The sequence below is a fragment of the Bacillus infantis NRRL B-14911 genome (assembly GCF_000473245.1).
Classification (GTDB): domain Bacteria; phylum Bacillota; class Bacilli; order Bacillales; family Cytobacillaceae; genus Bacillus_AB; species Bacillus_AB infantis.
Genome location: NC_022524.1, coordinates 4,439,953 through 4,462,239, shown reverse-complemented (window position 1 = coordinate 4,462,239; position 22,287 = coordinate 4,439,953). Strand labels below are relative to the sequence as shown.

The following is a 22,287-nucleotide window of genomic DNA, read 5'->3' as shown; positions in this document are numbered from 1 at the left end:
GCTGTGCCCGGCAGAAAAAATGATACTGCTGCTGGCCTCCATCCAGCACGCCGGCTTGCGGTGTGCAAAAGGGGATCGTGATATTGATGGAAAGTGCATGGATCATACCGCTGTTCCCGCTGTTATCATTTGTCATACTCCTGCTTTTCGGCAGGAGGCTCAAGGAAGCGAGCGCCTATATCGGGATGATCTTAAGCCTTGCCTCCTTTGTGTTATCCCTGTTCGTCCTGTTTGACAGATTTGCCTCCCCGAGTTTCAAGGCGGAAGGAATCTGGCTCAAGATCGGCGGACTGCAGATCACAGCGGGGTATGAAGTCAATCAATTGAACGCATTAATGCTGATCATTGTGTCTCTGGTAAGTTTTCTTGTACATATGTATTCAAAAGGGTATATGCACGGGGACGGAAGATTCCATATCTTTTACGCGTACCTTGGGCTTTTCACCTTTGCCATGCTTGGCCTGGTCCTCTCGCCCAACCTCCTGCAGACCTATATTTTCTGGGAGCTCGTTGGTCTAGGCTCCTTTCTGCTGATCGGCTTCTATTTTTACAAAAATGAAGCAAAGCAGGCTGCCAAGAAAGCCTTCATCATGACAAGGATCGGCGATGTCGGCCTCCTGATCGGACTTATATTGCTTTTCTGGCAGACAGGAAGCTTTGAGTACGACGAGATTTTTGCTGCTGTCGCGGAAGGTGCCATCTCTGAAGGGATGATCACGCTGACAGCGATCCTTATCTTTATCGGAGCAGTAGGAAAATCAGGACAATTCCCGCTCCATACATGGCTTCCCGATGCGATGGAGGGGCCGACCCCGGTTTCTGCACTCATCCACGCTGCAACAATGGTGGCAGCTGGTGTGTATCTGGTTGCTGCGCTTTTCCCTCTATTTGCAGCCAGTGAAACAGCATTATTCACCGTCGCAGCCATTGGGGGAGGGACGGCGGTATTTGCCGCCCTCATCGGTCTTGTCCAGACGGATATTAAAAGGGTGCTCGCTTATTCGACAGTCAGTCAGCTCGGCTATATGATGCTTGCCCTCGGCTCGGCCGGCTACACGGCCGGGGTGTTCCACCTGATGACACATGCCTTTTTCAAAGCGCTTCTTTTCCTTGCGGCAGGGAGCGTCATCCATGCAGTCCATACACAGGATATCGAGAAAATGGGCGGCTTATGGAAAAAAATGAAGCTGACCGGTCCGCTGTTTTTGATCGGGACGCTTTCCATCAGCGGGGTTCCGCTTTTTTCAGGCTTCTTCAGCAAAGATGAAATACTGGCGTCTGCCTGGGTGCACGGAAATACGGTCCTGTTCTGGCTCGCACTGCTTGCCGCCTTTTTTACCGCTTTCTATATGTTCAGGCTGTTCTTCATGGTTTTTGCCGGAGAACCTCGTACAAAAACAGATAGTGTTCATGAATCACCGGGTGTGATGACCTTCCCGATGTTAGTGCTGGGAGTACTGGCTATTATTGCAGGCTATGTGAATACCCCTTGGTTCGGTACCTTCCTGGGCGACTGGCTGGCAGAGGGCAATGATTTGTTAGGGCATGGCCATATTGAAGCGCCTGTCTGGATCATGATTGCAGCGACTGCGGTTTCACTTGCCGGCATCCTTCTTGCCTGGCTGATGTACGGCAGGAGGACGGTATCGCGCACCTGGCTCAGCAGCTATATGCCTTCTGCCCACAGCATCCTGCTGAACAAATTTTATGTGGACGAATTTTACCGGCTCAGCATTGTACAGGGAATGAAGGTGTTCAGTCTTTTCCTTCATTATATTGAAGCTTTCATTGTAGAAGGAGCCGTAAAGGGAATCGGTTCTGCGGTGCAGAGCCTTGGAAAAGCAGGCTCCAGGCTCCAGGATGGACAGGTACAGACATATGGGGCGGCCGCCTTTATTGGCCTTGCTATCCTGACAGCTGTATTTGCTTTGACAGGGGGGTTCTTTAAATGACATTTCCTTATTATCTATCTGTGCTGGTATTCTCCCCGTTAGCAGGGCTGCTTGTGCTCCTATTTGTGCCAAAAGCCAAAGAAAGGGCGATAAAGTGGATAGGCTTGGCCGCAGCATTGCCGGCTGCCATACTCGCCCTCGCTGCCTATTTTATATACCATTCAGGAGCAGGGCTCGAAGAGATGGATGAAAGGGCAGACTGGATCCAGTTTGGCCATCCTGATCTCGTTGGCGATTATTTTAAAATTAGCTATGAACTCGGGGCCGATGGTTTCTCAATGATCATGATCCTGCTCACCAGCTTCCTTGCTTTGCTTGCTGCGGCTGCATCGTTCCGGATCACTAAAGAATGGAAAGGTTATTTTATGCTTTTCCTTCTGTTGGAAACGGGGATGCTTGGCGTTTTCGCAGCAGAAAATCTGTTCTTATTCTTCCTGTTTTTTGAGATAACGCTCATCCCGATGTTCTTCCTGATCGGAAAGTGGGGATTGTTTGAAAAAGAAAAAGCTGCCTTCAGCTTTCTGATCTACAATGGCCTAGGCTCAGCCATCCTGCTGATTGTGTTCATTGTTTTATTTGCCAGAACCGGAACGGCCAATATGGAAGAGCTTCAAATCATCATGCAGGGAGGAGCACAGGCCATTTCGCCTTTCTCTGAGGAGCTGAAGCTGGGGCTGTTCATTGCCCTCCTGATTGCATTTGGCGTCAAGCTGCCGATTTTTCCGCTTCACAGCTGGATGGTCCGTGTCCATGCTGAGGCGCCGGCCTCGGTTGTGATGCTGCATGCCGGCATCCTCTTGAAAATCGGGGCATTCGGCCTCATCCGCTTTGGCCTCGGATTTTTTCCGGAGCAATTCCAGCAGCTCGGCCTGCTGATTAGCATACTGGGTGCAGTCAATCTCCTGTATGGGGCATTCCTTGCTTTCATCCAGGATGATTTCAGGAAAGTGCTTGCCTATTCTTCCATTTCCCATATGGGGATCGTCCTAATCGGATTAGGCGCATTAAATGAAGCGGGCGTACAGGGGGCCATTTTTCAAGTAGTGTCTCACGGACTTATTTCTGCGCTCTTGTTCTATCTTGTCGGAGCTTTATATGAGCGGGTCGAGACCTCATCCATCAAGAAGCTAGGCGGGCTTTCCCGGCAGATGCCGCTTGCGGCCGGCTTCCTGCTCGCCGGGGCGATGGCTTCGCTCGGCATGCCCGGCATGTCCGGATTTATCAGTGAATTCATGGCCTTTCTCGGCCTCTTTGAAAACCGGCCAGCGGTAGCTGCTGTTGCCGCACTGGGCATCATTCTGACAGCTGTCTATCTTCTGAGGGCGGTCCTTGGAGTGACGTTCGGAGAAGCGAGGTCCGACTATGGGAATGTTACGGACCTAAAAGCGTTGGAAATGATGCCGGCGGTGCTCCTGGTTGGAGCCATTGTCCTGATCGGCGTGTATCCGCTCGCCATCAGCGCGCCGCTCCAGCCGGTGCTGGAAACGATTTTGCCAGGAATGGGAGGGTGATGAAGGATGGACCTGGAAACATTGCTTTCATATAATTGGCTCTTGATGATACCGGAATTCATCATCCTTGGCAGCACAGCCATCTTAACCCTGATCGATCTGTTCATGCCCTCTAAGAAAAGCAGGCAGATCCTTGGCTGGCTTGCCTTAGCCGGCATCCTTGGTGCACTGGCTTCCCTTCTTGCTCTGCTGGGAAGCGGGACGGAATCAATCCTTTCTGACACCTTCCGCCTCGATTCGTTTGCCAAGGCATTCAAGCTGCTGCTCCTGATCGGCTCCGCTTTTGTAATGCTGCTCGCTCTCGGATATAGAGGGAAAGAGGGACTGGAGGAATACAGGGGAGAGTTTTACTATCTCTTTCTGACGGCGCTTCTTGGTGCGATGATGATGTCTTCAAGCGGTGACCTGATCACCCTTTTCACAGGGCTTGAGCTGCTGTCGATTTCTTCCTATATCCTGGCCGGCATGCAGAAAAGGAATCTGCAGTCCAATGAATCGGCCATGAAGTATGTCATCAATGGCGGGATTTCCACTGCAATCACTCTGTTTGGGATGAGCTATTTGTACGGAATTGCCGGAACGACTAATCTGAAGGAAATCGGATTGGTACTCTCATCCATCACGGAATCACAGTATCTGTACCTTGTTGGCCTGGCCTTTTTCATGATTTTGACTGGGCTCGCTTTCAAGATAGCGTCTGTGCCTTTTCATATGTGGGCACCGGACGTGTATCAGGGATCACCGCTTCCGGTCACTGCTTTCCTGAGTGTGGTTTCAAAAACAGCAGGATTTGTACTGATCGCACGTGTGGTGCTCGTCATAGCCTTATCAGCACCGTCTGAAGGGCCGGGCTCGCTGCCGCTCATCATCAAGGTCCAGGATTATATGGCCTTCCTGGCAGGGGCCACGATGATCGTTGGAAATGTGATTGCCCTGAGGCAGCGGAATATCAAGCGGCTGTTTGCCTACTCAAGCATTGCCCATGCCGGCTATATATTTGTTGCGATCTCGGCTGCATCGGTATTTATGTTCGACTCGCTGTGGTTCTATCTGGGTGCGTATCTGCTGATGAGCCTCGGGGCTTTTGCGGTCATCCAGGCTGTTTCTGAAAAAGCAGGATCAGAAGACATCAGCATTTTTTCCGGCCTGTATAAAAGGTCGCCTTTGCTTGCTGCTGCGATGGGGATATTCATCCTCTCTTTAGCAGGCATCCCGGGGACCGCAGGTTTTATCGGGAAGCTCAATATCATCACAGGCGCCCTTATGACAGAGCCGGCTCACTATGTGCTCGTGTCGATCATGGTTGCCGCAACGGTTGTCTCTTACTATTATTATTTTGGAATCCTTACGCAGATGTTCTTCAGGCCAGCAGCTGATCGGGAGAAACCGGCCCAGCCTGCTTCTGTATCCATTGTCATCGGCTTCTGCGCCTGTGCGGTCATTGTGTTTGGGATCCTGCCGAATCTGGCCATTGATTTTCTGCAAAGCAACTTCAATCAATTTGCTGATTTTCTTCAATGAGAAGAAAAGGAGGCTGGTGAAAAGCGCCAGCCTCCTTTTTATTTTTTCTATAAAAGTGTGAAACCTTTGCAGGGGAGCTTACGTCAAATGAAAGGAGGCATCCGCTTCGCCTGCATTTCGGGAAGCAATGTGCGCCAGCCGATTTATTTGCATGGCAATTGGTGCTACAATCTAAGTACTGAAAAGTTCTAGGGGGATTGCCAAATGATTTCAGGCTTCGGCCAGCAGGCATTACTAAGCATCATCTCACACTTGTTTTTCATCGCGATTGCCTGGTGGGCACTGCAGTCAGTCAACTATGAAAAGTTTCTGAGAGCCCACCATGTGTTCCAGGCAAGAGTGCTGTTCGTCATGCTTTCCATCGTCATTGGATCGATTGTCAGCAATTTTTTTCTCGACTATCTGCTATGGTCTCAGCAGCTGCCGCTCATTCTTCAATAAAAAGCAGGTTTTGGCAGCAGAAAAATGTGAAATATAGGTCTTCATGCATGTTCCATTCCAGCAGGAATCTTAGTAAAATCTTTTTTGTATGTCAGCAGCTTTCTTGCTGCAAATACATATGCGCACTTTTGTGAAAAAAGTCACGTATAAACATAATGTGAGCTTTCCGGCTTCTGTATTTGTCAAAAAGTGACGACTTTTCCCTGGTATGCTCTCCCCCAGCTTGGCAACAATGGTAATAAGGGGAGTGAGATACATGTTGAAAAAGTACACACTTTATTTTGCAATTATCGCTATTATTGGTTTTGTCACTATAAACCTTGGGAATAAGACGACTGTAGCTATCGGAAAGCATGACCTATTGACTATGGCCGCGGTTCTTCAAAACAAAGATATTTTGATTCAAGACTGGACGATCCATGCAAGAAAAAATATGGAAAATGTCGAAAATCTTCGGGACGCCGAAACGCTTGCCGGGAAAATGAAGGCAGATTATCCGGAATGGGAGTGGACATCAAGCTCCAGCAAGGATAAGGCCGAGTATTCAGCGGTTTTCCAGGCAGACGGAAATAAAAAAGAGAGCATAAAAATCCTATCGACCCTCACAAATGGCAAGGCTCATACGTATTTAATTTATGAGGCCACAGGCCATGGCTGGGGGAAGGGAACGGAGACCTTCCTAAAAGAGGAACTTTCCGATAAGCTCTCCGACATATTTCGTGGAAATGCCACAATTTTCTCTTGTATTAAAGGCGAGTTCGGTGATAAGATGAAAAAGACTTTGCCTGATAATGTAAATGAATTGATGAAAGCTTTTGATGCAAAGGAAATTGAGTCATTAAAAGAAAGTTCTTTTATATCAGCATCGGCGTATTCTCCAATGTTTGCCGGGTCGATTGAAAGCAACAATGATGAGATGAATTTACAAATTGGATTAAGAACTCAAGGATTGGGCGGAAAGACTACCCTTGTAGTTGGAACACCAATCATTACGATTGAATATTAATATAGAGAAATTGGACGCGGAGGGGAATACACTTTGGAAAAAATCATCGTCCGCGGCGGAAAAAGGCTAAGCGGTACTGTTAAAGTAGAAGGAGCAAAAAATGCTGTCTTGCCTGTTATCGCCGCTACACTGTTAGCAAGTGATGGAAAAAGCGTAATTCGTGATGTGCCGACTCTCTCCGATGTATATACCATCAATGAAGTGTTACGCTATTTAAACGCCGAAGTGGAGTTTAAAAATAACGAAGTCATCGTGGATGCATCAAGAGAGCTTAAGGTTGAGGCACCGTTTGAATATGTTCGCAAAATGCGCGCATCTGTACTCGTAATGGGATCATTGCTCGCGCGCAATGGCCGTGCCCGTGTCGCACTGCCAGGAGGCTGTGCCATCGGATCACGTCCGATCGACCAGCACCTTAAAGGCTTTGAAGCCATGGGTGCTAAGGTAAAAGTAGGAAATGGCTTCATTGAAGCGGAAGTAGAAGACCGCCTGCAGGGAGCAAAAATATATCTGGACTTCCCGAGTGTCGGGGCAACTGAAAATATCATGATGGCTGCAACCCTTGCAAAGGGCACAACCATCATCGAGAACGTTGCAAAAGAGCCTGAGATTGTCGACCTCGCTAACTTCCTCAATAAAATGGGGGCAAAAGTAAAAGGCGCAGGCACAGGAACGATCAAAATCGAAGGCGTAGACATGCTTTTCGGAGCAGTCCATAACATCATCCCTGACCGCATCGAGGCAGGAACCTTCATGGTAGCAGCTGCTATCACAGGCGGAGACGTGCTGGTACAGAATGCAGTTCCGGAACACATGACATCCCTGATTGCCAAAATGGAGGAAATGGGTGTCACTTTCATCGAGGAAGGCGAAGGAGTCCGTGTCATCGGCCCTGATAAGCTGAAGGCTGTTGATATCAAGACCATGCCTCACCCTGGCTTCCCGACTGACATGCAGTCCCAGATGATGGCCCTCTTGCTTCGTGCAAAAGGAACCAGCATGATCACTGAAACGGTATTCGAAAACCGCTTCATGCATGTAGAGGAATTCCGCAGGATGAATGCAGAAGTAAAGATTGAAGGCCGTTCCGTTGTCATGAATGGACCATCCAATCTGCAGGGAGCAGAAGTTGCAGCAACCGATCTTCGCGCAGCAGCAGCCCTGATCCTGACTGGCCTGGTCGCTGACGGCGTTACCCGTGTAACAGAGCTTAAGCACCTTGACCGCGGCTATGTCGGCTTCCACAACAAACTGGCAGCACTTGGCGCTGACATCGAACGCATCACAGAAGTGGAAGAAACAATTACTGAAGAAACTTACGTATCCGATATGAATGCTTAATAGCATTCCGGATGATGTTCAATAAAACCGTAGAACCTTGTTGTCTGATATCCGACGATAAGGTTCTGCGGTTTTTTGATTTTATGCGGAAAAGCTGTTTTTACGACTGTTTATGCTGAATGTAACCTATTCTTAATATCATCCTGGTCTCAATGCAAAACCCTTCTCCCATCTGATGATTCTTGTCATAAAAGCTTGTCCCGGACCATATGAATGAATGGAGATGGCCATTTGGTTATTTGACAATCATTCGATATGGAGGCATAATTCATGATTAAATTTAAACCGATCCTACTACTATCCGCCCTACTGCTCGTAACAACCCTGATGATTCCGACACTGCTCGTCCTCCCATTTAAGGATGCGAAAGTCAGCGGCAAGCTGGGCGAAGAGCTTCAGCAGCAGGAAGAGCCGCCGGCAGCGGCGAAGCCTGCCGGACCGGCAATCGACGTGTCTGTATACCGCACAATGGCCAAAAAAGTAGAAACGCTTCCTCTTGAGGAATATGTAGTCGGGGTAGTCGCCTCAGAAATGCCTGCCGACTTTGAAAAAGAAGCCCTGAAGGCACAGGCATTGACAGCCAGGACCTATATTGTCAGGCAAATGATGGGCAAGGTGACAGAAGGGCTGCCGGATGGAGCCATCGTTACCGACACGGAGAACCATCAGGTCTACAAGAATGAAGCTGAGCTTAAGAAAATCTGGCAGAAGGATTACAGCTGGAAGATAAAAAAAATAAAAGAGGCCGTGAGTGAAACAAGCGGACAGATCCTGACATATGAAGGCAAACCGATTGAAGCCCAATTCTTCTCCACGGCAAACGGGTATACCGAAAGCTCGGAAGAAGTGTGGTCCAATGCCATGCCATATTTAAAAAGTGTGGAAAGCCCATGGGATGTGGGTACGCCTAAGTACCAGGCGCAAAAAGAGATTACAGTGGCAGAATTTGAAGCAAAGCTTGGCGTAAAGCTGCCTGCTGACAATACGATCGGGACCGTTATTGAAAGAACGGCCGGTAAGAGGGTCGGCAAGGTGGATATTAACGGCAAGATTCTGGAAGGCACGACGATACGCACAGATCTCGGGCTGAGGTCCACCGACTTCACATGGGAGCGCAAGGGCAATAATATTGTCATCACCACCAAAGGGTTCGGCCACGGTGTCGGGATGAGCCAATACGGGGCAAACGGGATGGCAGCAGAAGGGAAAACCTTCAAGGATATCGTCACATACTATTATAAAGGCGTCGAAATTGCCTCGGCCGATCAGGCATTGACGAAAATAACCGCAAAAAAATAGGACCGGGGTCTGACCCCAGTCCTATTTTTTTATATTCTCTATTCTTTTTAAAAAGCTGGCAAGCAGCTTGAAGCGTCCGCCGAACCTGGCCTGATAGACAAAATAATAAGCCGCAGCTACGCCAATCCAGTCCTTGGCCACATCGATCAGCGAAGAAGACCGTGCCGGGATGAAGGATTGATGAATTTCGTCTGTCACGCCGTACAGGGCGGCAATGAACGCGAGGATGATATTGAGCTTTTTAGTAAAAGAGCCTCCTGTTAAAAAGGCCAGCACCAAAAGGATATAAAGAATGGCAAACTCTATCAGATGCATGGATTCCTTCAGGAAGCTGTCGACCTTTGAATCAGGCAGGGCGACGACAGCATCAGCCGGCATGCTCGATAAAAACCAGATCAGACCCATATATAAGAGGGGCAAAATTCGTATGATCCACTTCATTATTTTTCTCCTTAGAATTATTTTGATCTTTCATGCATAAAGCGGAAAGCTTTGTCGAAAAATAAGCATTAAAAATTTTTTTCAAGGTATGTATATAAAACCCTCAATCTGTTCAGAATGATTGCTGAGGTGATGATAAATGAGAGAGGAAGAAAAGCAACGATCTTCTCAAGATTCAGGTTTCAAGCGCTTTATGAAAAAAAGGTGGGCATTCCCGGCTATCTATCTGGCGAGCGCAGCAATCATTCTAACCGCGGTTCTTTGGTATCAAAACTCGAACAATGCGTCTGATGAGTATGATTACAGCGATACTGATGTTGCCGAGAAGAAATACGATGAGCCATCAGTAGAAGTAACCCGCTCAATGGAAAACTTCGTCATGCCGGTAGCCAACCAGGATTCAGTCGAAATCCAAAAGCAGTTCTATGATTACACAGGCAAGAAAGAAGAACAGGAAGCAGCATTGGTTTTCTACAATAACACGTACCATCCAAACACTGGAATTGATATCGCCCAAAAAGATGGCGAATCCTTCGAAGTGAAAGCAGCCCTAAGCGGAACTGTTACAAGAGTGGATGAAGATGCGCTGTTAGGAAATGTCATCGAAATCGAGCATGACAAAGGTATTGTAACACAATATCAATCTGTTACAGATGTAAGTGTAAAGCAAGGCGACCAGGTTGAACAAGGACAAGCTCTTGCAAAAGCCGGCCAAAGCCTATTTAACGAAGAAGCAGGCGTCCATGTACACTTTGAAATCCGCAAAGACAATGTGCCTGTCAACCCGCTTGACTACTTCAATAAGCCATTAAGCGCGCTACAGGAAGCTGCCCCGACCGATAACACAGGTGCAGCCGACGACAGCGGTGCCGCTGAAGAAAATGACAGCGATGCAGCAGCTGAAGGTGAAGAAGCAGACGATGCCGCAACTGGAACAGAAGAATCAGCAGATGAGAAAAAAGCTGCTGAAGACGATAAAGCAGCAGAAGATAAAGAAGACGAAAATGCAGGCGATAAAGAAGACCAGGACAAAAACAATTCCGGAGATCAGGAAGAAGAGTCCACAGATTCATCTGACGCCAGCCTGAACAACGAAAACGCGTAATAAGAATGGAAAAGCCCGCCGTGATGATGGCGGGTTTTTTCGTAGTGGATGAGGGGTTGGTTTTTAGACGGGGCTGGCTGCTCGGTCGATGGGACTGGCTGCTCTCTGAGGCTAGTTGCTAATAAAATGGGAGAGTTGCTAATATATCCGGAAAGTTGCTAATAAAAAGGAAAAGTTGCTAATATACGGAAAAAGTTGCTAATAAACTCAAAAAGTTGCTAATAAACGAAATCCCCGGCTCCTCCAATGGTCAATTACACTCAAAATCCCCCCTCTTTCATCTAAACACTGTACTCCCCAACCAAAACTATACCCAGAATACTCACTCATTCATAATTTTTCGACATCTCCCCCTTTTCTCTGGTATAATATTTCGCAAGGCGAAGGTTTTGCCTAGCTGGTGCCTGGCACCGTCAATAGAGGGGGAAAAGAATTTGTCTTCAAATCTTACTTATCCATATCAGTCACAGCGGATGGCTTCAATTGCGCGGAACGGGATGGTTGCAACCTCCCAGCCCCTTGCTGCCCAGGCTGGGCTCGACATAATGAAAAAAGGCGGTAATGCCATTGATGCGGCAATCGCAACGGCTGCCTGCCTGACGGTCGTGGAGCCGACCTCAAACGGGATCGGCGGCGATGCTTTTGCGCTTGTATGGACAAATGATTCGCTGTACGGCTTGAACGGAAGCGGACCGTCCCCGCAGAGCATCAGTATTGATAAGGTGAAGGAAAAGGGTCATGAAACCATGCCATCACATGGCTGGGTCCCTGTCACCGTTCCTGGTGCTCCTTCTGCATGGGCAGAGCTGTCCAAGCGGTTTGGCCGCCTTCCATTGAAAGAGGTGCTCCAGCCGGCCATCGACTATGCACGTTATGGCTACCCTGTATCCCCGATTCTCGGGAAATATTGGGAAGGGGCACATAAGATTTATAAAAAGCGCTTTACCGGCCCTGAATATGAAGAATGGTTCAAGGTGTTCGCGCCGAATGGCAAAGCTCCGGAAATCGGTGAAATGTGGAAGTCTGAAGATCACGCAAGAACGCTCGAAGCGATTGCGGAAACGAACGCTGAAAGCTTCTACCGCGGCGAACTCGCCGATAAGATTGCCAAGGCATCCGAAGAGGGCGGAGGCTTCCTTTCCAAAGAGGATCTGGAAGGCTATAAAGCTGAATGGGTGGACCCGATTTCCGTTAACTACCGCGGCTACGATATTTGGGAAATCCCGCCGAATGGCCAAGGGCTGGTAGCACTGATGGCCCTGAATATTTTAAAAGGGTATGAGTTCACCCATCGCGAAGACGCTGAACAGCTCCATCTGCAGCTGGAAGCGATGAAGCAGGCGTTTACAGACGGCAAAACTTATATTACCGATCCTGCCTTCATGAAAACGAAGGTGGAGGATATGCTTTCTGAAAGCTATGCAGAAGCCTCCCGCAGGAAAATTACAGGCGAAGCGCGCCTCCCAGAGCCGGGCTCCCTGCCAAAAGGCGGCACAGTTTATCTGTCAACGGCGGATGGGGAAGGCAATATGGTTTCGTTTATCCAGAGCAATTATATGGGCTTTGGATCAGGTGTGGTGGTGCCAGGCACCGGGATCGGCCTGCAGAACCGGGGGCATGATTTCTCCCTTGATCCGGGCCACGAAAATGCTCTTGCACCAGGCAAGAAGACCTATCATACGATCATCCCTGGCTTCATTACAAAAGGCAGTGACGCAGTGGGGCCGTTCGGTGTAATGGGCGGATACATGCAGCCGCAGGGCCATGTGCAGGTTGCCATGAACATGATCGACTTCAAGCTGAATCCGCAGGCCGCTCTTGATGCACCGCGCTGGCAGTGGATTGAAGGCAATAAAATAGAGGTTGAATATACAATGCCAAACCATCTTGTGAAGCAGCTTGCCGCCAAAGGGCACGAAATCAAGGTGGCCCACGATTCAGGCGGCTTCGGACGCGGGCAGGTCATCACCCGCAACCCGGAAACAGGCGTACTGACAGGTGGAACAGAGCCGCGCACAGATGGAACGATTGCCAGCTGGTAAAGGAGGAGCATAATGAAGAAACTGCTTTTAACAGGCTTTGAGCCTTTTTTGGAATTTCCGATCAACCCGACAGAAAAGGTCGTTGAAGCCCTGAACGGAACAAAGATCGGAGACTATGAAATTAAGGGAGTCCTTCTCCCTGTCGACTTTAAAGAATCACCGGTTAAAATACTGGAAGCCTACCATGAGCACCAGCCGGATGCTGTTATCTCGCTCGGACTTGCGGGAGGCAGGAACAGCATCACCCCAGAGCGGATCGCCATCAACTGCCGCGACGGCGAACCTGACAACAGCGGAGCAAGACTGGAAGATTCACCGATTGATGAAGAAGGGCCGGACGGCTATTTCTCCACTCTTCCAATCAGGAAGTTGGTCAACAGATTAAAAGAGAACGGTCTGCCGGCTGAAATCTCAAACACAGCAGGAACATACTTATGCAATAACGTTATGTACACCATCCTGCATGAAATAAAGAAGAGCGGGAGGGAGATCCCGGCTGGATTCATTCACATTCCGGCCTCCCACCAGCTCGCTGCCAAAAGCAAACGCAGCCTGCCAAGCTGGTCTGACAGCGATTTGCAGGATGCAGTGAAAAAGATGATAGAGGCTTTGTAGGGGACAGATTCTTGTCCCTTTTTTTATTTTGAAAGACTATCAAGAAAATTGTCTGTCAAATTATCTTGACCCTGAGAGAGTTTCAAGTGATAATATAGTTAAAATTTTCATAAAATTTAGTCTTTTAATTCACCAGCATTGGGGGGATCTACTTGCCGACTCTTATTATTGTGCTGCTATTGACAGCATTCTGCCTCTTTCTGGCATTGCGCCAAAAGAAAACTATCTTCCTTGCGATTCCTTTTCTAGGGATATTCGTTTACTTCCTCGTACAAATCATCCTGGTCCCTGCGCCTTTTCTCGATACCATCAAGTTTATTTTCAGCCTCAGCTGATCCGGACCTGCCTTCTTTAAGGCGGGCCGATTAGAATATAACTTTTTAAGAAGGAGGGAATCGAGCCAATAAATGAATACGCTTCCAAATGAGGGGAAATCCATTAATTGCGAGGTGCAAAGGTTTGAAAAAAATTGATAAGGCAACTGCAGACAGTTATTTTCGCGAAAAAACGAGAAACATGATCATCTATTTTGCTATCTGGTTCATCGTCTCCTACGGTGTCGTGCTATTTGCAGAGCCGCTCAGTGAAATAACGATCAATGGCTTCCCGTTCCATTATTTCATGGGTGCACAGGGAGCTGTCATCACGTTTATCATTCTATTATTTGTGAATGCGAAATTTAGTGATTCAATTGACCGCAAATATGGGATTGATGAGGATAAAAACGAACAGATCAGCTCAGGGAAGGTGCTGGACCACTAAAATGCTTTTGTGTAGATAGAAACCTTTTAAGGGGGATTACATGGATACACAGTTTTTGGTCTCATTATCAATTATTCTGGCTACATTTGCTTTATATATTGGCATTGCGGTCTATAATAAGGCGCGTGCCACCTCAGATTTCTATGTGGCAGGGCGCGGTGTCCCGCCGATTTTCAATGGAATGGCCATCGGTGCCGACTGGATGAGTGCAGCTTCCTTTATCGGGATGGCCGGGACGATCATGCTTCTCGGCTACGACGGCCTAGCCTATATTATGGGCTGGACGGGCGGCTATCTGCTCCTGACGTTCCTGTTGGCGCCCCAGCTGCGAAAGTACGGGCGCTATACCGTTCCGGAATTCATCGGCGACCGCTATAACAGCCATACAGCAAGGGTCATAGCTGCAATTTGTACAATCGTCATCTCATTTACCTATTCAATCGGCCAGCTGTCAGGCTCGGGCGTAGTAATCGGCCGTTTGTTTGAGATCGATGCCAAGCTCGGTACTATGATCGGCGTTGTACTGATCGCCTTTTATGCCGCTTTCGGCGGGATGAAGGGAATCACCTGGACACAGGTGGCCCAGTATATCATTCTGATTATTGCCTATCTCATCCCGGTCATCTTCATGTCCCTGCAGCTTACCAATAATCCGCTTCCCTGGATTTCTTATGGAGAGCTCGTCGGCAAGATGGGTGAGCTTGATAGGGAGCTTGGGATCTCTGAATACTTCGCTCCATTTACGAACGGGACTAAATGGCAGTTCCTTGCCCTCATGTTTACCTTGATGGCGGGTACAGCAGGACTCCCGCACGTTATTGTCCGCTTTTACACGGTATCTACAATGAAGGCGGCCCGCTGGTCAGGGGCCTGGGCTTTGCTCTTCATCGGATTGCTTTATCTTTCTGCACCGGCTTATGCTGCTTTCTCCCGTTTCATCCTGATGACAAAGGTTGCCGGCAGCAGCATCAGCGAGCTCCCGGCCTGGACCAAAACATGGGTCGACACAGGAAAGCTGCAGCTTGCCGATGGCAATGGGGACGGCATTCTGCAGTGGAGTGAACTGATCATCTCTAATGATATCGTCGTCATGGCTACACCGGAGATTGCCAATCTTGGTGTATTCGTCATCGGCCTTGTTGCCGCCGGTGCTATGGCAGCCGCCCTGTCAACAGCAGGCGGGCTGATGATCGCCATTTCATCTTCATTTGCACACGATATTTTCTATCGGGTCTGGAAGCCTAATTCTACTGAAAAAACCAGGCTCAGTGTTGCCCGCTGGTCCATTGTGGTCGCCACGCTTTTGGCAGGCCTGATCGCCTTGAATCCTCCGGGAGCCATTACCCAGATTGTCGCCTGGGCATTCGCTCTGGCTACAGGAACCTTCTTCCCGGCACTCGTTCTTGGCGTCTGGTGGAAACGTTCCAATGCAAAAGGGGTCATCTCCGGGCTCCTTGTCGGTCTGGGAGTGACCCTGGCTTATATCTTTGCCGCAAAATACGGCGGCTTCACTATCCTGGGCATTATCGATACAGGAGCGGGCGTCTTTGGGGCAGCAGCAGCCTTCTTGACAAATATCATTGTATCGAAGGCCACCGAGGCCCCATCCAAAAAGATTCAGGAGGAAGTAATCAATCTGCGCTATCCTGAACAGATGATTTATAAAGATGGGGAAGTATGGATGGATGAGGGGAAATCCAAATCCGTTTAACAGATTTCTAATAAGGCTGTGCGGCTCTCTCCTTTTAGAGAAGCTGTACGGCTTTTCTTTGCGGCTATCGACAAATTTCTCGGGAAATATTATTTTTTCATAGAAACAAGTGCACCGTCTTTATAGGCAATAGATACTTTTTGGCCTGAGAGCTTCTGATAGTCCTGGGCGGTTCCATACGCCACTTTTAAAGCCACATATCCGTCCTCAGTCTTAAATTCCACTGTGAAGTTATCTGCTGCCCCAACTACTTGTGCATCTACATAAGGAGTTTCCTCTTGAATGATCAGTCTCTGGCCGATCAAGAGGAAATTGCTGTTCAGGCCGTTAAGCCTTTTGATCGTCTCTATCGGGGTCTGGAAACGCTGTGACAGCTCCCAGAGAGTGTCTCCTGCCTGCACAGTATAGACGGAAACATCTGCACGTGTCTTCCGGTCAGATGCCGGTGGTTCTGCCGTTCTGTCTGCTTCAGGTATCTTCAATTCCTGCCCTGGAAAAATAAGATTAGCATGAAGCTTATTTGCTGTTTTCAGCTCAGAAACAGAAACGTCATAGGTTCTTGCGATTTTATAAAGAGAATCTCCCTTTTTCACGCTGTATACCGTTTGTTCCTCGGCCGCTGCATAGCTGGTCCCAGCCGCCATAAAAGAAGACAAAGTCATGGCCGCTGACAGGGAAATGGCAGCACCCTTCTTTTTGCCTTTATGCTTGTCTTTTTTCCTGCTTGCTTCTATACGTTCCTTTCTCGTCATCGTAATTGTATGTTCCATTGATTAACCCGCCTTTTTATATGTTTTGGATAAGTTTGGATGTGTAACCAAATTTATGAACGCTGAGCCAGAATTCATTTTATGGTAATCAATACCCTCCGGCAATAGGGATAAACTCATGAATAAAAACGGGGCTCTATCCTGCTGGAAGAACCATTCTTTTTGCTGCATAGGAGGATTTATGCCCAGTTCTGAGCAGATTATCTCTAAAAATATAGAGCAAAATGATTAAAGATTTTCCTATTAAGAGGAGCAGGCGGATAAAAGATAGACAATTCACGCAGGGCAGAAACACCCAGAGAAATGTCGGGTTATGTCGAAAAAAGGTTATTTCGCCCTTCATAGCCCAAGGGACAAAGGGAGGAGGAATCTGGATTGTATCTCCAGAGGAGACTTATAAGAGAATAGTGAATGTCCGATTTTTCAAATAATTTCAGGTATGCCTTGTCCTTATTGCCGTAATCGTGCATATAATCTCAACCAAGCTAATAAACTGTTACAAACCTTACACAAAAGAGAGAGTATGAGGTGCAGAGTCGTTTTGACACCAACAAAGAGCAGGCCCCAAAGGACATGTTTATTCCCTGCAGTATTAGAGAGCACAGCTTTCTGCCGCAAAAAAAGCCGATTCTACCAGCTGTTGTATCAGAATGTGCGGAATGGAGAATTTCGAAAAAGCGAAACGGGTCTCATTTTACACTCCTCACAACCAATTTAGGGAGGGCGAGTGGTGTGCACGATTACATCAAAGAGAGAACTATCAAGATTGGAAAGTATATCGTGGAGACGAAAAAAACAGTTCGCGTGATTGCGAAAGAGTTTGGCGTATCCAAAAGTACAGTCCATAAAGATCTGACAGAAAGGCTTCCTGAAATCAATCCTGATCTTGCAAACGAAGTAAAGGAAATACTTGATTACCATAAATCGATCCGCCACCTGCGCGGGGGAGAAGCAACAAAAATGAAATACAAGAAAGAGGAACTGGAAGGCGAGCCTGTTCAGTAGGCTATGAATTGAATATGAGAGAGGAAGAAAGCGCAGCCGACAGGATTTGTGCTTTTTTCTGCTTTATTGGAAATTTAGCGACAAATTTTGCGGGAATGCTACATAATTTTTACAAAATGTTTCTAGTTACGGTTTGATTGTGATAAAATAAACAATTAGGATAGAACTTGGAAAAAAATATTTTGCAGCTTCGTCAGCCGCCGAAACCTTGAATTGGAAAGGCTTCCTTAATGGGAGGATTTGCGGCGGTTTAAAGCTATTGCATAAAGGCCGCCTGGCCGAACCTGCTTGGCAGCTTCCGCCAAAAAGCAGGAAAGGCGCAGGAGGCATCCATAAAAAATATGAAGCAGCGGCAACTGGCCAGCCAGGAAAAATCGTTATTGACTTCATTCAGGAGCCGGAAGCCCGCGCTGGCTAAGTGCAGGGAGGAAAAAAAGTAAAATGTTTGCTAGAGATATTGGAATTGACCTGGGTACTGCCAATGTACTGATTCATGTAAAAGGCCGGGGAATTGTGTTGAATGAGCCATCTGTAGTGGCGATTGACAGGAACAATAATAAAGTGCTGGCTGTCGGCGAAGAAGCGCGCCGCATGGTAGGGCGTACGCCCGGCAATATTGTCGCCATCCGCCCGCTGAAGGACGGCGTCATTGCCGACTTTGATGTGACTGAAGCTATGCTGAAGCATTTTATCAACAAATTGAATGTAAAAGGATTCTTATCCAAGCCGCGCATCCTGATCTGCTGCCCGACCAATATTACAAGCGTCGAACAGAAAGCAATCAAGGAAGCTGCCGAAAAAAGCGGCGGCAAGAAAGTCTACCTTGAGGAAGAGCCGAAGGTCGCTGCAATCGGCGCGGGCATGGACATCTTCCAGCCGAGCGGAAACATGGTTGTCGATATCGGCGGAGGAACTACAGATGTAGCTGTTCTTTCAATGGGCGATATCGTTACATCTTCTTCCATCAAGATGGCCGGCGACAAATTTGATGCCGAAATCCTCAACTACATCAAGCGTGAGTACAAGCTTCTGATCGGTGAGAGGACGGCCGAAAACATCAAGATCAATATCGCAACTGTATTCCCGGATTCGAGGGATGAAGAAATCGATATCCGCGGCCGTGACATGGTATCAGGCCTCCCAAGGACGATCACAGTCCGTTCCGGCGAAATCGAACAGGCTCTCCGCGAATCAGTCGCGGTCATCGTCCAGGCTGCCAAAACAGTCCTGGAAAGGACACCGCCTGAGCTCTCAGCCGACATCATCGACCGCGGTGTCATTCTCACAGGAGGCGGAGCCCTTCTGCATGGCATCGACATGCTGCTGGCAGAAGAGCTTAAAGTGCCGGTCCTTGTGGCTGAGAACCCGATGGATTGCGTAGCAATCGGAACCGGCATCATGCTGGACAATATCGATAAACTGCCTAAGAGAAGATTGGGCTAATGGAAAAAGCGTGCGGGGGTCCGTGCGCTTTTTTCTGTGGTTTGGGCCGGAGTTTGGGAAGGTTTTGACTCTGTTTTGCTGTGTTCTTTGGGGGAATGGGCATAAATTTAGGTATCTTCGAGGAGATGTTATTAGAATGGAGGGGGGAGCATGCCATCTAGGAGGCAGTTTTTTGAAATTTTGAAGAGATCATGCCAGTCTCAGCCATAATCATTCCGGATTGGCTGATAATCATGCCGGATTCGGCAATAATCATTCCGGATTTGCGAATAATCATTCCAGTTTCAGCCATAATCATTCCTTGTTCCATATACTTACAAATCTTCAAGCCAAGCCCCCTGCATCTGACCAGCATAAAAATTCGCCAACTCCCAACAAGGCACCACCACCCCACCTAAAATTACTCCATCCCTCTGAAATCCTAACCTCAAACCGCAAAATCCGCTGTTTTTTTCACATATTGACACTTTTCTGCAAAAATCTGCTGTTTCTTGGGCGGATTTTTTTTATAATAGAAAGTAAAGTAAGAATAGTTGTATGTCCCTTTTGATGGTGAAATGATGTCCGGTCGTTACCGGTCAATATATAGAGGTGGAACATGTTTAGAGGTTTTTACACGGTTGCTTCCGGGATGCTGTCCCAGCAGCGCAGGACGGAAATGCTGACGAATAATATGGCCAATAGCAATACACCAGGTTTCAAGGCGGACCAGTCCTCGATGAGGGCATTTCCGGAAATGCTCCTCCAAAGTGCGGGGCAGCTGGAAATCCCCGTTCAAAACAGGCTTAAGATGCCGCTGAACAAGGAAATCGGCAGCATCAACACGGGTGTTTATATGCAGGAGAACACACCTAACTTCCTTCAGGGAGACCTGAGGGAAACCGGACAGAATACTGACCTGGCTCTTGTAGATATCACAATGCCGGAGGATGAAGAAACGGGGATCAGCGCTTCTGTATTCTTCAAGGTGTCAGGAGCTGACGGCGGTACGCGCTATACGCGTAACGGCGACTTCACGCTTGATGGGGAAGGCTTCCTGACTACAGCTTCCGGCATGTACGTTCTCGACGGGCAGGATAATCGGATCCAGCTTGGAAGCGACCGCTTCACTGTCTCGAATGCCGGCCAAATCACAGGTGAAAATGGTGAGACCGCACAGCTTGGATTCGGCTTCTCGGAAAATCCGGCAGAGCTGATCAAGGAAGGCGACGGCCTGTTCCGGACTGAAGATGGAGCGCCGCTCGCAGAGGCCGTAGATAATCCGGAAGCCGGCTTCGCGCTGCAGCAGGGATTCCTGGAATCCTCAAACGTGGATGCAAGCAGGACGATGACCGATATGATGACAGCCTACCGGGCTTTTGAAGCTAACCAGAAGGTTTTGCAGGCTTATGACCGCAGTATGGAAAAAATGGCGAATGAGGTCGGCCGCATCGGATGATGGCCGCCATCGGCTTTCCGAATAACAGCAGCCCGATAAGGGGGATATTATGAGCAGAATGATGATTACAGCCACCAATACGCTGGCCCAGCTGCAAAAGCAGATGGATATAACAAGCCACAATATGGCGAATGTCGATACGACCGGCTACAAGCGCAGGGAAGCCACGTTTACAGACCTGCTTGTGCAGCAATTTGCCAATCAGCCGAACTCGGCTGATGAAAACAGGCTGACGCCTAATGGGCTGAGGCAGGGCACCGGGGCGATGCTGGCCCAGTCGCAGATCGTGATGGCGCAGGGCAGCATTAAAACGACGGACCGCCAGCTGGACACGGCTTTTACGAAAGAGAATCAGCTTTATAAAGTTCTTGTCCAGACAGAGACAGGCTCAGAGGTTCAATATACACGGGATGGTGCGTTCTATTTGACGCCGGTATCCGACACAGAAAGCATGCTTGTCACCAGCGCCGGCAACGCAGTCCTGGATGAGAATGATAATCCGATTTACATCAATGGGCAGCCCGGTGAATTTGCCATTACAGAGAACGGCATCCTGACAGCAAAGGACAGCACCGGCCAGGAGCAGGAATTCAGCCTCGGCATTGTCAGAGTCAATAAGCCTCAGTTCCTGCAGCAGCAGGGAGGCAATCTGCTGGCACTGGCAGCCGGCGCGGATGGGATCGATGTATTGACTGATTTGACAGGCGCACTGCGCGGCGAGGCAGGTGTCCAGCAAAGGGCGCTTGAGCAGTCGAATGTGAATATGCAAAAAGAAATGACTGATCTTATTACCGTACAGCGTGCCTATCAGTTCCAGTCACGCGCCATTTCAATGGCAGACCAGATGATGGGGCTTGTAAACGGGATCAGGTAAAGGGGATTAAAATTGATGCTAGTGAAGAAAAACCAGGAAGCGGCCAACACGCGTGAACAAAAGAAAAAACAAAAAGCGGAAGAGAAAGCGGCCGGCAAAAGGATCATCCGCATACGCCTTGTCCCGATCTGGCTTCGAGTCATCATTGTGCTGATTTTAATCGCCGGAAGCCTCATCCTCGGAGCATTTGTGGGCTACAGTGTAATGGGCGGCGGCAAAGCATCCGATATTTTTGAAAAATCGACCTGGATGCATATCAAGGATCTGGTTGAAAAAGAATAAATTTTTGCCGGGAAGGGGATTTGCCCTTCCTTTTTTCTGTTCTTTTACAGTACAATAAAGACATATGATACCTATTATTAGTAGGAGGTACTAAATTATGCTGGATATAAACCAAATCAAAGAAATCATTCCCCACCGCTATCCTTTCCTGCTCGTGGACCGCATCCTTGAGGTTGAAGAGGCGCAGAGGGCAATTGGGATAAAAAATGTGACGGCGAATGAGGAATTCTTCAACGGGCATTTCCCGGACTACCCGGTTATGCCAGGAGTGCTGATTGTTGAAGCTTTGGCGCAGGTCGGTGCCGTGGCCATGCTCAAAAAAGAGGAAAACCGCGGGCGCCTCGCCTTCTTTGCAGGCATAGATAACTGCCGTTTTAAAAGACAGGTAAAGCCGGGCGACCAGCTCCGTCTTGAAGTTGAAATGACACGTGTAAGAGGAGCCATCGGAAAAGGGAAAGGCACCGCAACAGTAGATGGGGAGCTTGTCTGCGAAGCAGAGCTGACGTTTGCCCTTGGAGATAAGCAGGAATAAATTCAGAATGTCCGGCTGCCGGACATTCTTTTTTAATATGCCGAAAAAACAAACTAACACGTTTAGCTTGTCCCATATACGTGTATGTATATAATATCCTGGCCAGCAGGTGACAACTTGCATATAAAAATCCCCCTAAAATAATTTTTTATATGCAAGTTGTTTCTTTTTTTGGACATCATATGAAAAGACCAAG

Annotated in this window: 22 protein-coding genes; 19 read left to right on the top strand and 3 right to left on the bottom strand. The window is 48.3% G+C overall.

The annotated features are described in order from the left end of the window. Positions 1 to 86 precede the first annotated feature (86 nt). From nuoL to spoIID, 7 genes are all read left to right on the top strand, one after another. Complete coding sequence (gene nuoL / locus N288_RS21970; RefSeq protein WP_009792648.1) at positions 87 to 1,952, top strand: NADH-quinone oxidoreductase subunit L; 1,866 nt, start codon at positions 87 to 89, stop codon at positions 1,950 to 1,952. Beyond that, complete coding sequence (locus tag N288_RS21965; RefSeq protein WP_009792649.1) at positions 1,949 to 3,463, top strand: complex I subunit 4 family protein; 1,515 nt, start codon at positions 1,949 to 1,951, stop codon at positions 3,461 to 3,463. The genes nuoL and N288_RS21965 overlap by 4 nt, the downstream gene beginning before the upstream one ends. Positions 3,464 to 3,469: 6 nt before the next feature. Then, positions 3,470 to 4,984: an NADH-quinone oxidoreductase subunit NuoN gene (gene nuoN, locus N288_RS21960; protein WP_009792650.1), complete on the top strand. Its 1,515-nt coding sequence runs from the start codon at positions 3,470 to 3,472 to the stop codon at positions 4,982 to 4,984. A gap of 204 nt (positions 4,985 to 5,188) precedes the next feature. Then, positions 5,189 to 5,425, top strand: a complete 237-nt coding sequence (locus N288_RS21955; protein WP_009792651.1) for a DUF1146 family protein — start codon at positions 5,189 to 5,191, stop codon at positions 5,423 to 5,425. 256 nt (positions 5,426 to 5,681) lie between these two features. Further along, on the top strand, positions 5,682 to 6,431 hold the full coding sequence (locus tag N288_RS21950; RefSeq protein WP_009792653.1) for a YwmB family TATA-box binding protein: 750 nt from the start codon (positions 5,682 to 5,684) through the stop codon (positions 6,429 to 6,431). A 33-nt stretch (positions 6,432 to 6,464) separates the two neighbouring features. After that, positions 6,465 to 7,772, top strand: coding sequence for a UDP-N-acetylglucosamine 1-carboxyvinyltransferase (gene murA, locus N288_RS21945; RefSeq protein WP_009792654.1), 1,308 nt, complete (start codon positions 6,465 to 6,467; stop codon positions 7,770 to 7,772). A gap of 270 nt (positions 7,773 to 8,042) precedes the next feature. Beyond that, positions 8,043 to 9,071 carry a stage II sporulation protein D gene (gene spoIID, locus N288_RS21940; RefSeq protein ID WP_022544496.1) on the top strand — a complete coding sequence of 343 codons (1,029 nt, stop codon included), beginning with the start codon at positions 8,043 to 8,045 and terminating at the stop codon, positions 9,069 to 9,071. Between the two features lie 21 nt (positions 9,072 to 9,092). Here spoIID and N288_RS21935 read toward each other — a convergent pair whose 3' ends face one another. Next, positions 9,093 to 9,512, bottom strand: coding sequence for a VanZ family protein (locus N288_RS21935; protein ID WP_022544495.1), 420 nt, complete (start codon positions 9,510 to 9,512; stop codon positions 9,093 to 9,095). Positions 9,513 to 9,651: 139 nt separating this feature from the next. Here N288_RS21935 and N288_RS21930 point away from each other — a divergent pair, with 139 nt between their 5' ends. The 6 genes from N288_RS21930 (at position 9,652) to N288_RS21905 (ending at position 15,747) form a co-directional block, all read left to right on the top strand. Next, positions 9,652 to 10,617, top strand: a complete 966-nt coding sequence (locus N288_RS21930) for a M23 family metallopeptidase (protein WP_009792658.1) — start codon at positions 9,652 to 9,654, stop codon at positions 10,615 to 10,617. Positions 10,618 to 11,090: 473 nt separating this feature from the next. Continuing rightward, entirely contained in the window at positions 11,091 to 12,659 is a 1,569-nt protein-coding gene (ggt, locus tag N288_RS21925) for a gamma-glutamyltransferase (RefSeq protein ID WP_009792659.1), read from the top strand. A gap of 12 nt (positions 12,660 to 12,671) precedes the next feature. Beyond that, positions 12,672 to 13,274, top strand: coding sequence for a pyroglutamyl-peptidase I (locus N288_RS21920; RefSeq protein ID WP_009792660.1), 603 nt, complete (start codon positions 12,672 to 12,674; stop codon positions 13,272 to 13,274). 152 nt (positions 13,275 to 13,426) lie between these two features. Further along, positions 13,427 to 13,609: a hypothetical protein gene (locus tag N288_RS21915; protein ID WP_009792661.1), complete on the top strand. Its 183-nt coding sequence runs from the start codon at positions 13,427 to 13,429 to the stop codon at positions 13,607 to 13,609. Positions 13,610 to 13,733: 124 nt separating this feature from the next. Then, positions 13,734 to 14,036 (top strand): DUF4212 domain-containing protein, encoded by a 303-nt coding sequence (locus N288_RS21910; protein ID WP_035402044.1) that lies wholly within the window; start codon positions 13,734 to 13,736, stop codon positions 14,034 to 14,036. A gap of 40 nt (positions 14,037 to 14,076) precedes the next feature. Next, complete coding sequence (locus tag N288_RS21905; protein WP_009792663.1) at positions 14,077 to 15,747, top strand: sodium:solute symporter family protein; 1,671 nt, start codon at positions 14,077 to 14,079, stop codon at positions 15,745 to 15,747. A gap of 89 nt (positions 15,748 to 15,836) precedes the next feature. Here N288_RS21905 and N288_RS21900 read toward each other — a convergent pair whose 3' ends face one another. Next, complete coding sequence (locus N288_RS21900) at positions 15,837 to 16,517, bottom strand: LysM peptidoglycan-binding domain-containing protein (protein WP_009792664.1); 681 nt, start codon at positions 16,515 to 16,517, stop codon at positions 15,837 to 15,839. Positions 16,518 to 17,249: 732 nt separating this feature from the next. Here N288_RS21900 and spoIIID point away from each other — a divergent pair. After that, the gene (gene spoIIID / locus N288_RS21895) at positions 17,250 to 17,522 is read left to right on the top strand and encodes a sporulation transcriptional regulator SpoIIID (protein ID WP_009792667.1); all 273 of its coding nucleotides are present in this window, start codon (positions 17,250 to 17,252) and stop codon (positions 17,520 to 17,522) included. A gap of 441 nt (positions 17,523 to 17,963) precedes the next feature. After that, the gene (gene mreB / locus N288_RS21890; RefSeq protein WP_009792669.1) at positions 17,964 to 18,965 is read left to right on the top strand and encodes a rod shape-determining protein; all 1,002 of its coding nucleotides are present in this window, start codon (positions 17,964 to 17,966) and stop codon (positions 18,963 to 18,965) included. A 157-nt stretch (positions 18,966 to 19,122) separates the two neighbouring features. Here the strand turns inward: mreB and N288_RS25290 are convergent, their stop codons facing one another. Then, positions 19,123 to 19,293, bottom strand: a complete 171-nt coding sequence (locus N288_RS25290) for a hypothetical protein (RefSeq protein WP_022544492.1) — start codon at positions 19,291 to 19,293, stop codon at positions 19,123 to 19,125. Between the two features lie 270 nt (positions 19,294 to 19,563). Here N288_RS25290 and N288_RS21885 point away from each other — a divergent pair, with 270 nt between their 5' ends. The 4 genes from N288_RS21885 to fabZ all read left to right on the top strand — a co-directional run bounded on the left by N288_RS21885 (position 19,564) and on the right by fabZ (position 22,091). Beyond that, on the top strand, positions 19,564 to 20,403 hold the full coding sequence (locus N288_RS21885) for a flagellar hook-basal body protein (protein ID WP_009792671.1): 840 nt from the start codon (positions 19,564 to 19,566) through the stop codon (positions 20,401 to 20,403). Between the two features lie 49 nt (positions 20,404 to 20,452). Beyond that, positions 20,453 to 21,277, top strand: coding sequence for a flagellar hook-basal body protein (locus N288_RS21880; protein ID WP_009792672.1), 825 nt, complete (start codon positions 20,453 to 20,455; stop codon positions 21,275 to 21,277). Positions 21,278 to 21,292: 15 nt separating this feature from the next. Further along, on the top strand, positions 21,293 to 21,559 hold the full coding sequence (locus N288_RS21875; protein WP_009792673.1) for a DNA-directed RNA polymerase subunit beta: 267 nt from the start codon (positions 21,293 to 21,295) through the stop codon (positions 21,557 to 21,559). A gap of 97 nt (positions 21,560 to 21,656) precedes the next feature. Further along, the gene (fabZ, locus tag N288_RS21870) at positions 21,657 to 22,091 is read left to right on the top strand and encodes a 3-hydroxyacyl-ACP dehydratase FabZ (RefSeq protein ID WP_009792674.1); all 435 of its coding nucleotides are present in this window, start codon (positions 21,657 to 21,659) and stop codon (positions 22,089 to 22,091) included. Positions 22,092 to 22,287: the final 196 nt, after the last annotated feature.

Excerpts from the sequence above, each read along its gene's own strand:
- ggt (WP_009792659.1), top strand. The coding sequence starts at position 11,091 with ATGGCTTCAATTGCGCGGAACGGGATGGTTGCAACCTCCCAGCCCCTT.
- N288_RS21885 (WP_009792671.1), top strand. The coding sequence starts at position 19,564 with ATGTTTAGAGGTTTTTACACGGTTGCTTCCGGGATGCTGTCCCAGCAG.
- N288_RS21965 (WP_009792649.1), top strand. The coding sequence starts at position 1,949 with ATGACATTTCCTTATTATCTATCTGTGCTGGTATTCTCCCCGTTAGCA.
- N288_RS21875 (WP_009792673.1), top strand. The coding sequence starts at position 21,293 with ATGCTAGTGAAGAAAAACCAGGAAGCGGCCAACACGCGTGAACAAAAG.
- N288_RS21935 (WP_022544495.1), bottom strand. The coding sequence starts at position 9,512 with ATGAAGTGGATCATACGAATTTTGCCCCTCTTATATATGGGTCTGATC.
- fabZ (WP_009792674.1), top strand. The coding sequence starts at position 21,657 with ATGCTGGATATAAACCAAATCAAAGAAATCATTCCCCACCGCTATCCT.
- N288_RS21905 (WP_009792663.1), top strand. The coding sequence starts at position 14,077 with ATGGATACACAGTTTTTGGTCTCATTATCAATTATTCTGGCTACATTT.
- N288_RS21950 (WP_009792653.1), top strand. The coding sequence starts at position 5,682 with ATGTTGAAAAAGTACACACTTTATTTTGCAATTATCGCTATTATTGGT.
- spoIID (WP_022544496.1), top strand. The coding sequence starts at position 8,043 with ATGATTAAATTTAAACCGATCCTACTACTATCCGCCCTACTGCTCGTA.
- N288_RS21920 (WP_009792660.1), top strand. The coding sequence starts at position 12,672 with ATGAAGAAACTGCTTTTAACAGGCTTTGAGCCTTTTTTGGAATTTCCG.
- nuoN (WP_009792650.1), top strand. The coding sequence starts at position 3,470 with ATGGACCTGGAAACATTGCTTTCATATAATTGGCTCTTGATGATACCG.
- mreB (WP_009792669.1), top strand. The coding sequence starts at position 17,964 with ATGTTTGCTAGAGATATTGGAATTGACCTGGGTACTGCCAATGTACTG.
- N288_RS21930 (WP_009792658.1), top strand. The coding sequence starts at position 9,652 with ATGAGAGAGGAAGAAAAGCAACGATCTTCTCAAGATTCAGGTTTCAAG.
- N288_RS21880 (WP_009792672.1), top strand. The coding sequence starts at position 20,453 with ATGAGCAGAATGATGATTACAGCCACCAATACGCTGGCCCAGCTGCAA.
- N288_RS21955 (WP_009792651.1), top strand. The coding sequence starts at position 5,189 with ATGATTTCAGGCTTCGGCCAGCAGGCATTACTAAGCATCATCTCACAC.
- N288_RS21900 (WP_009792664.1), bottom strand. The coding sequence starts at position 16,517 with ATGGAACATACAATTACGATGACGAGAAAGGAACGTATAGAAGCAAGC.
- nuoL (WP_009792648.1), top strand. The coding sequence starts at position 87 with ATGGAAAGTGCATGGATCATACCGCTGTTCCCGCTGTTATCATTTGTC.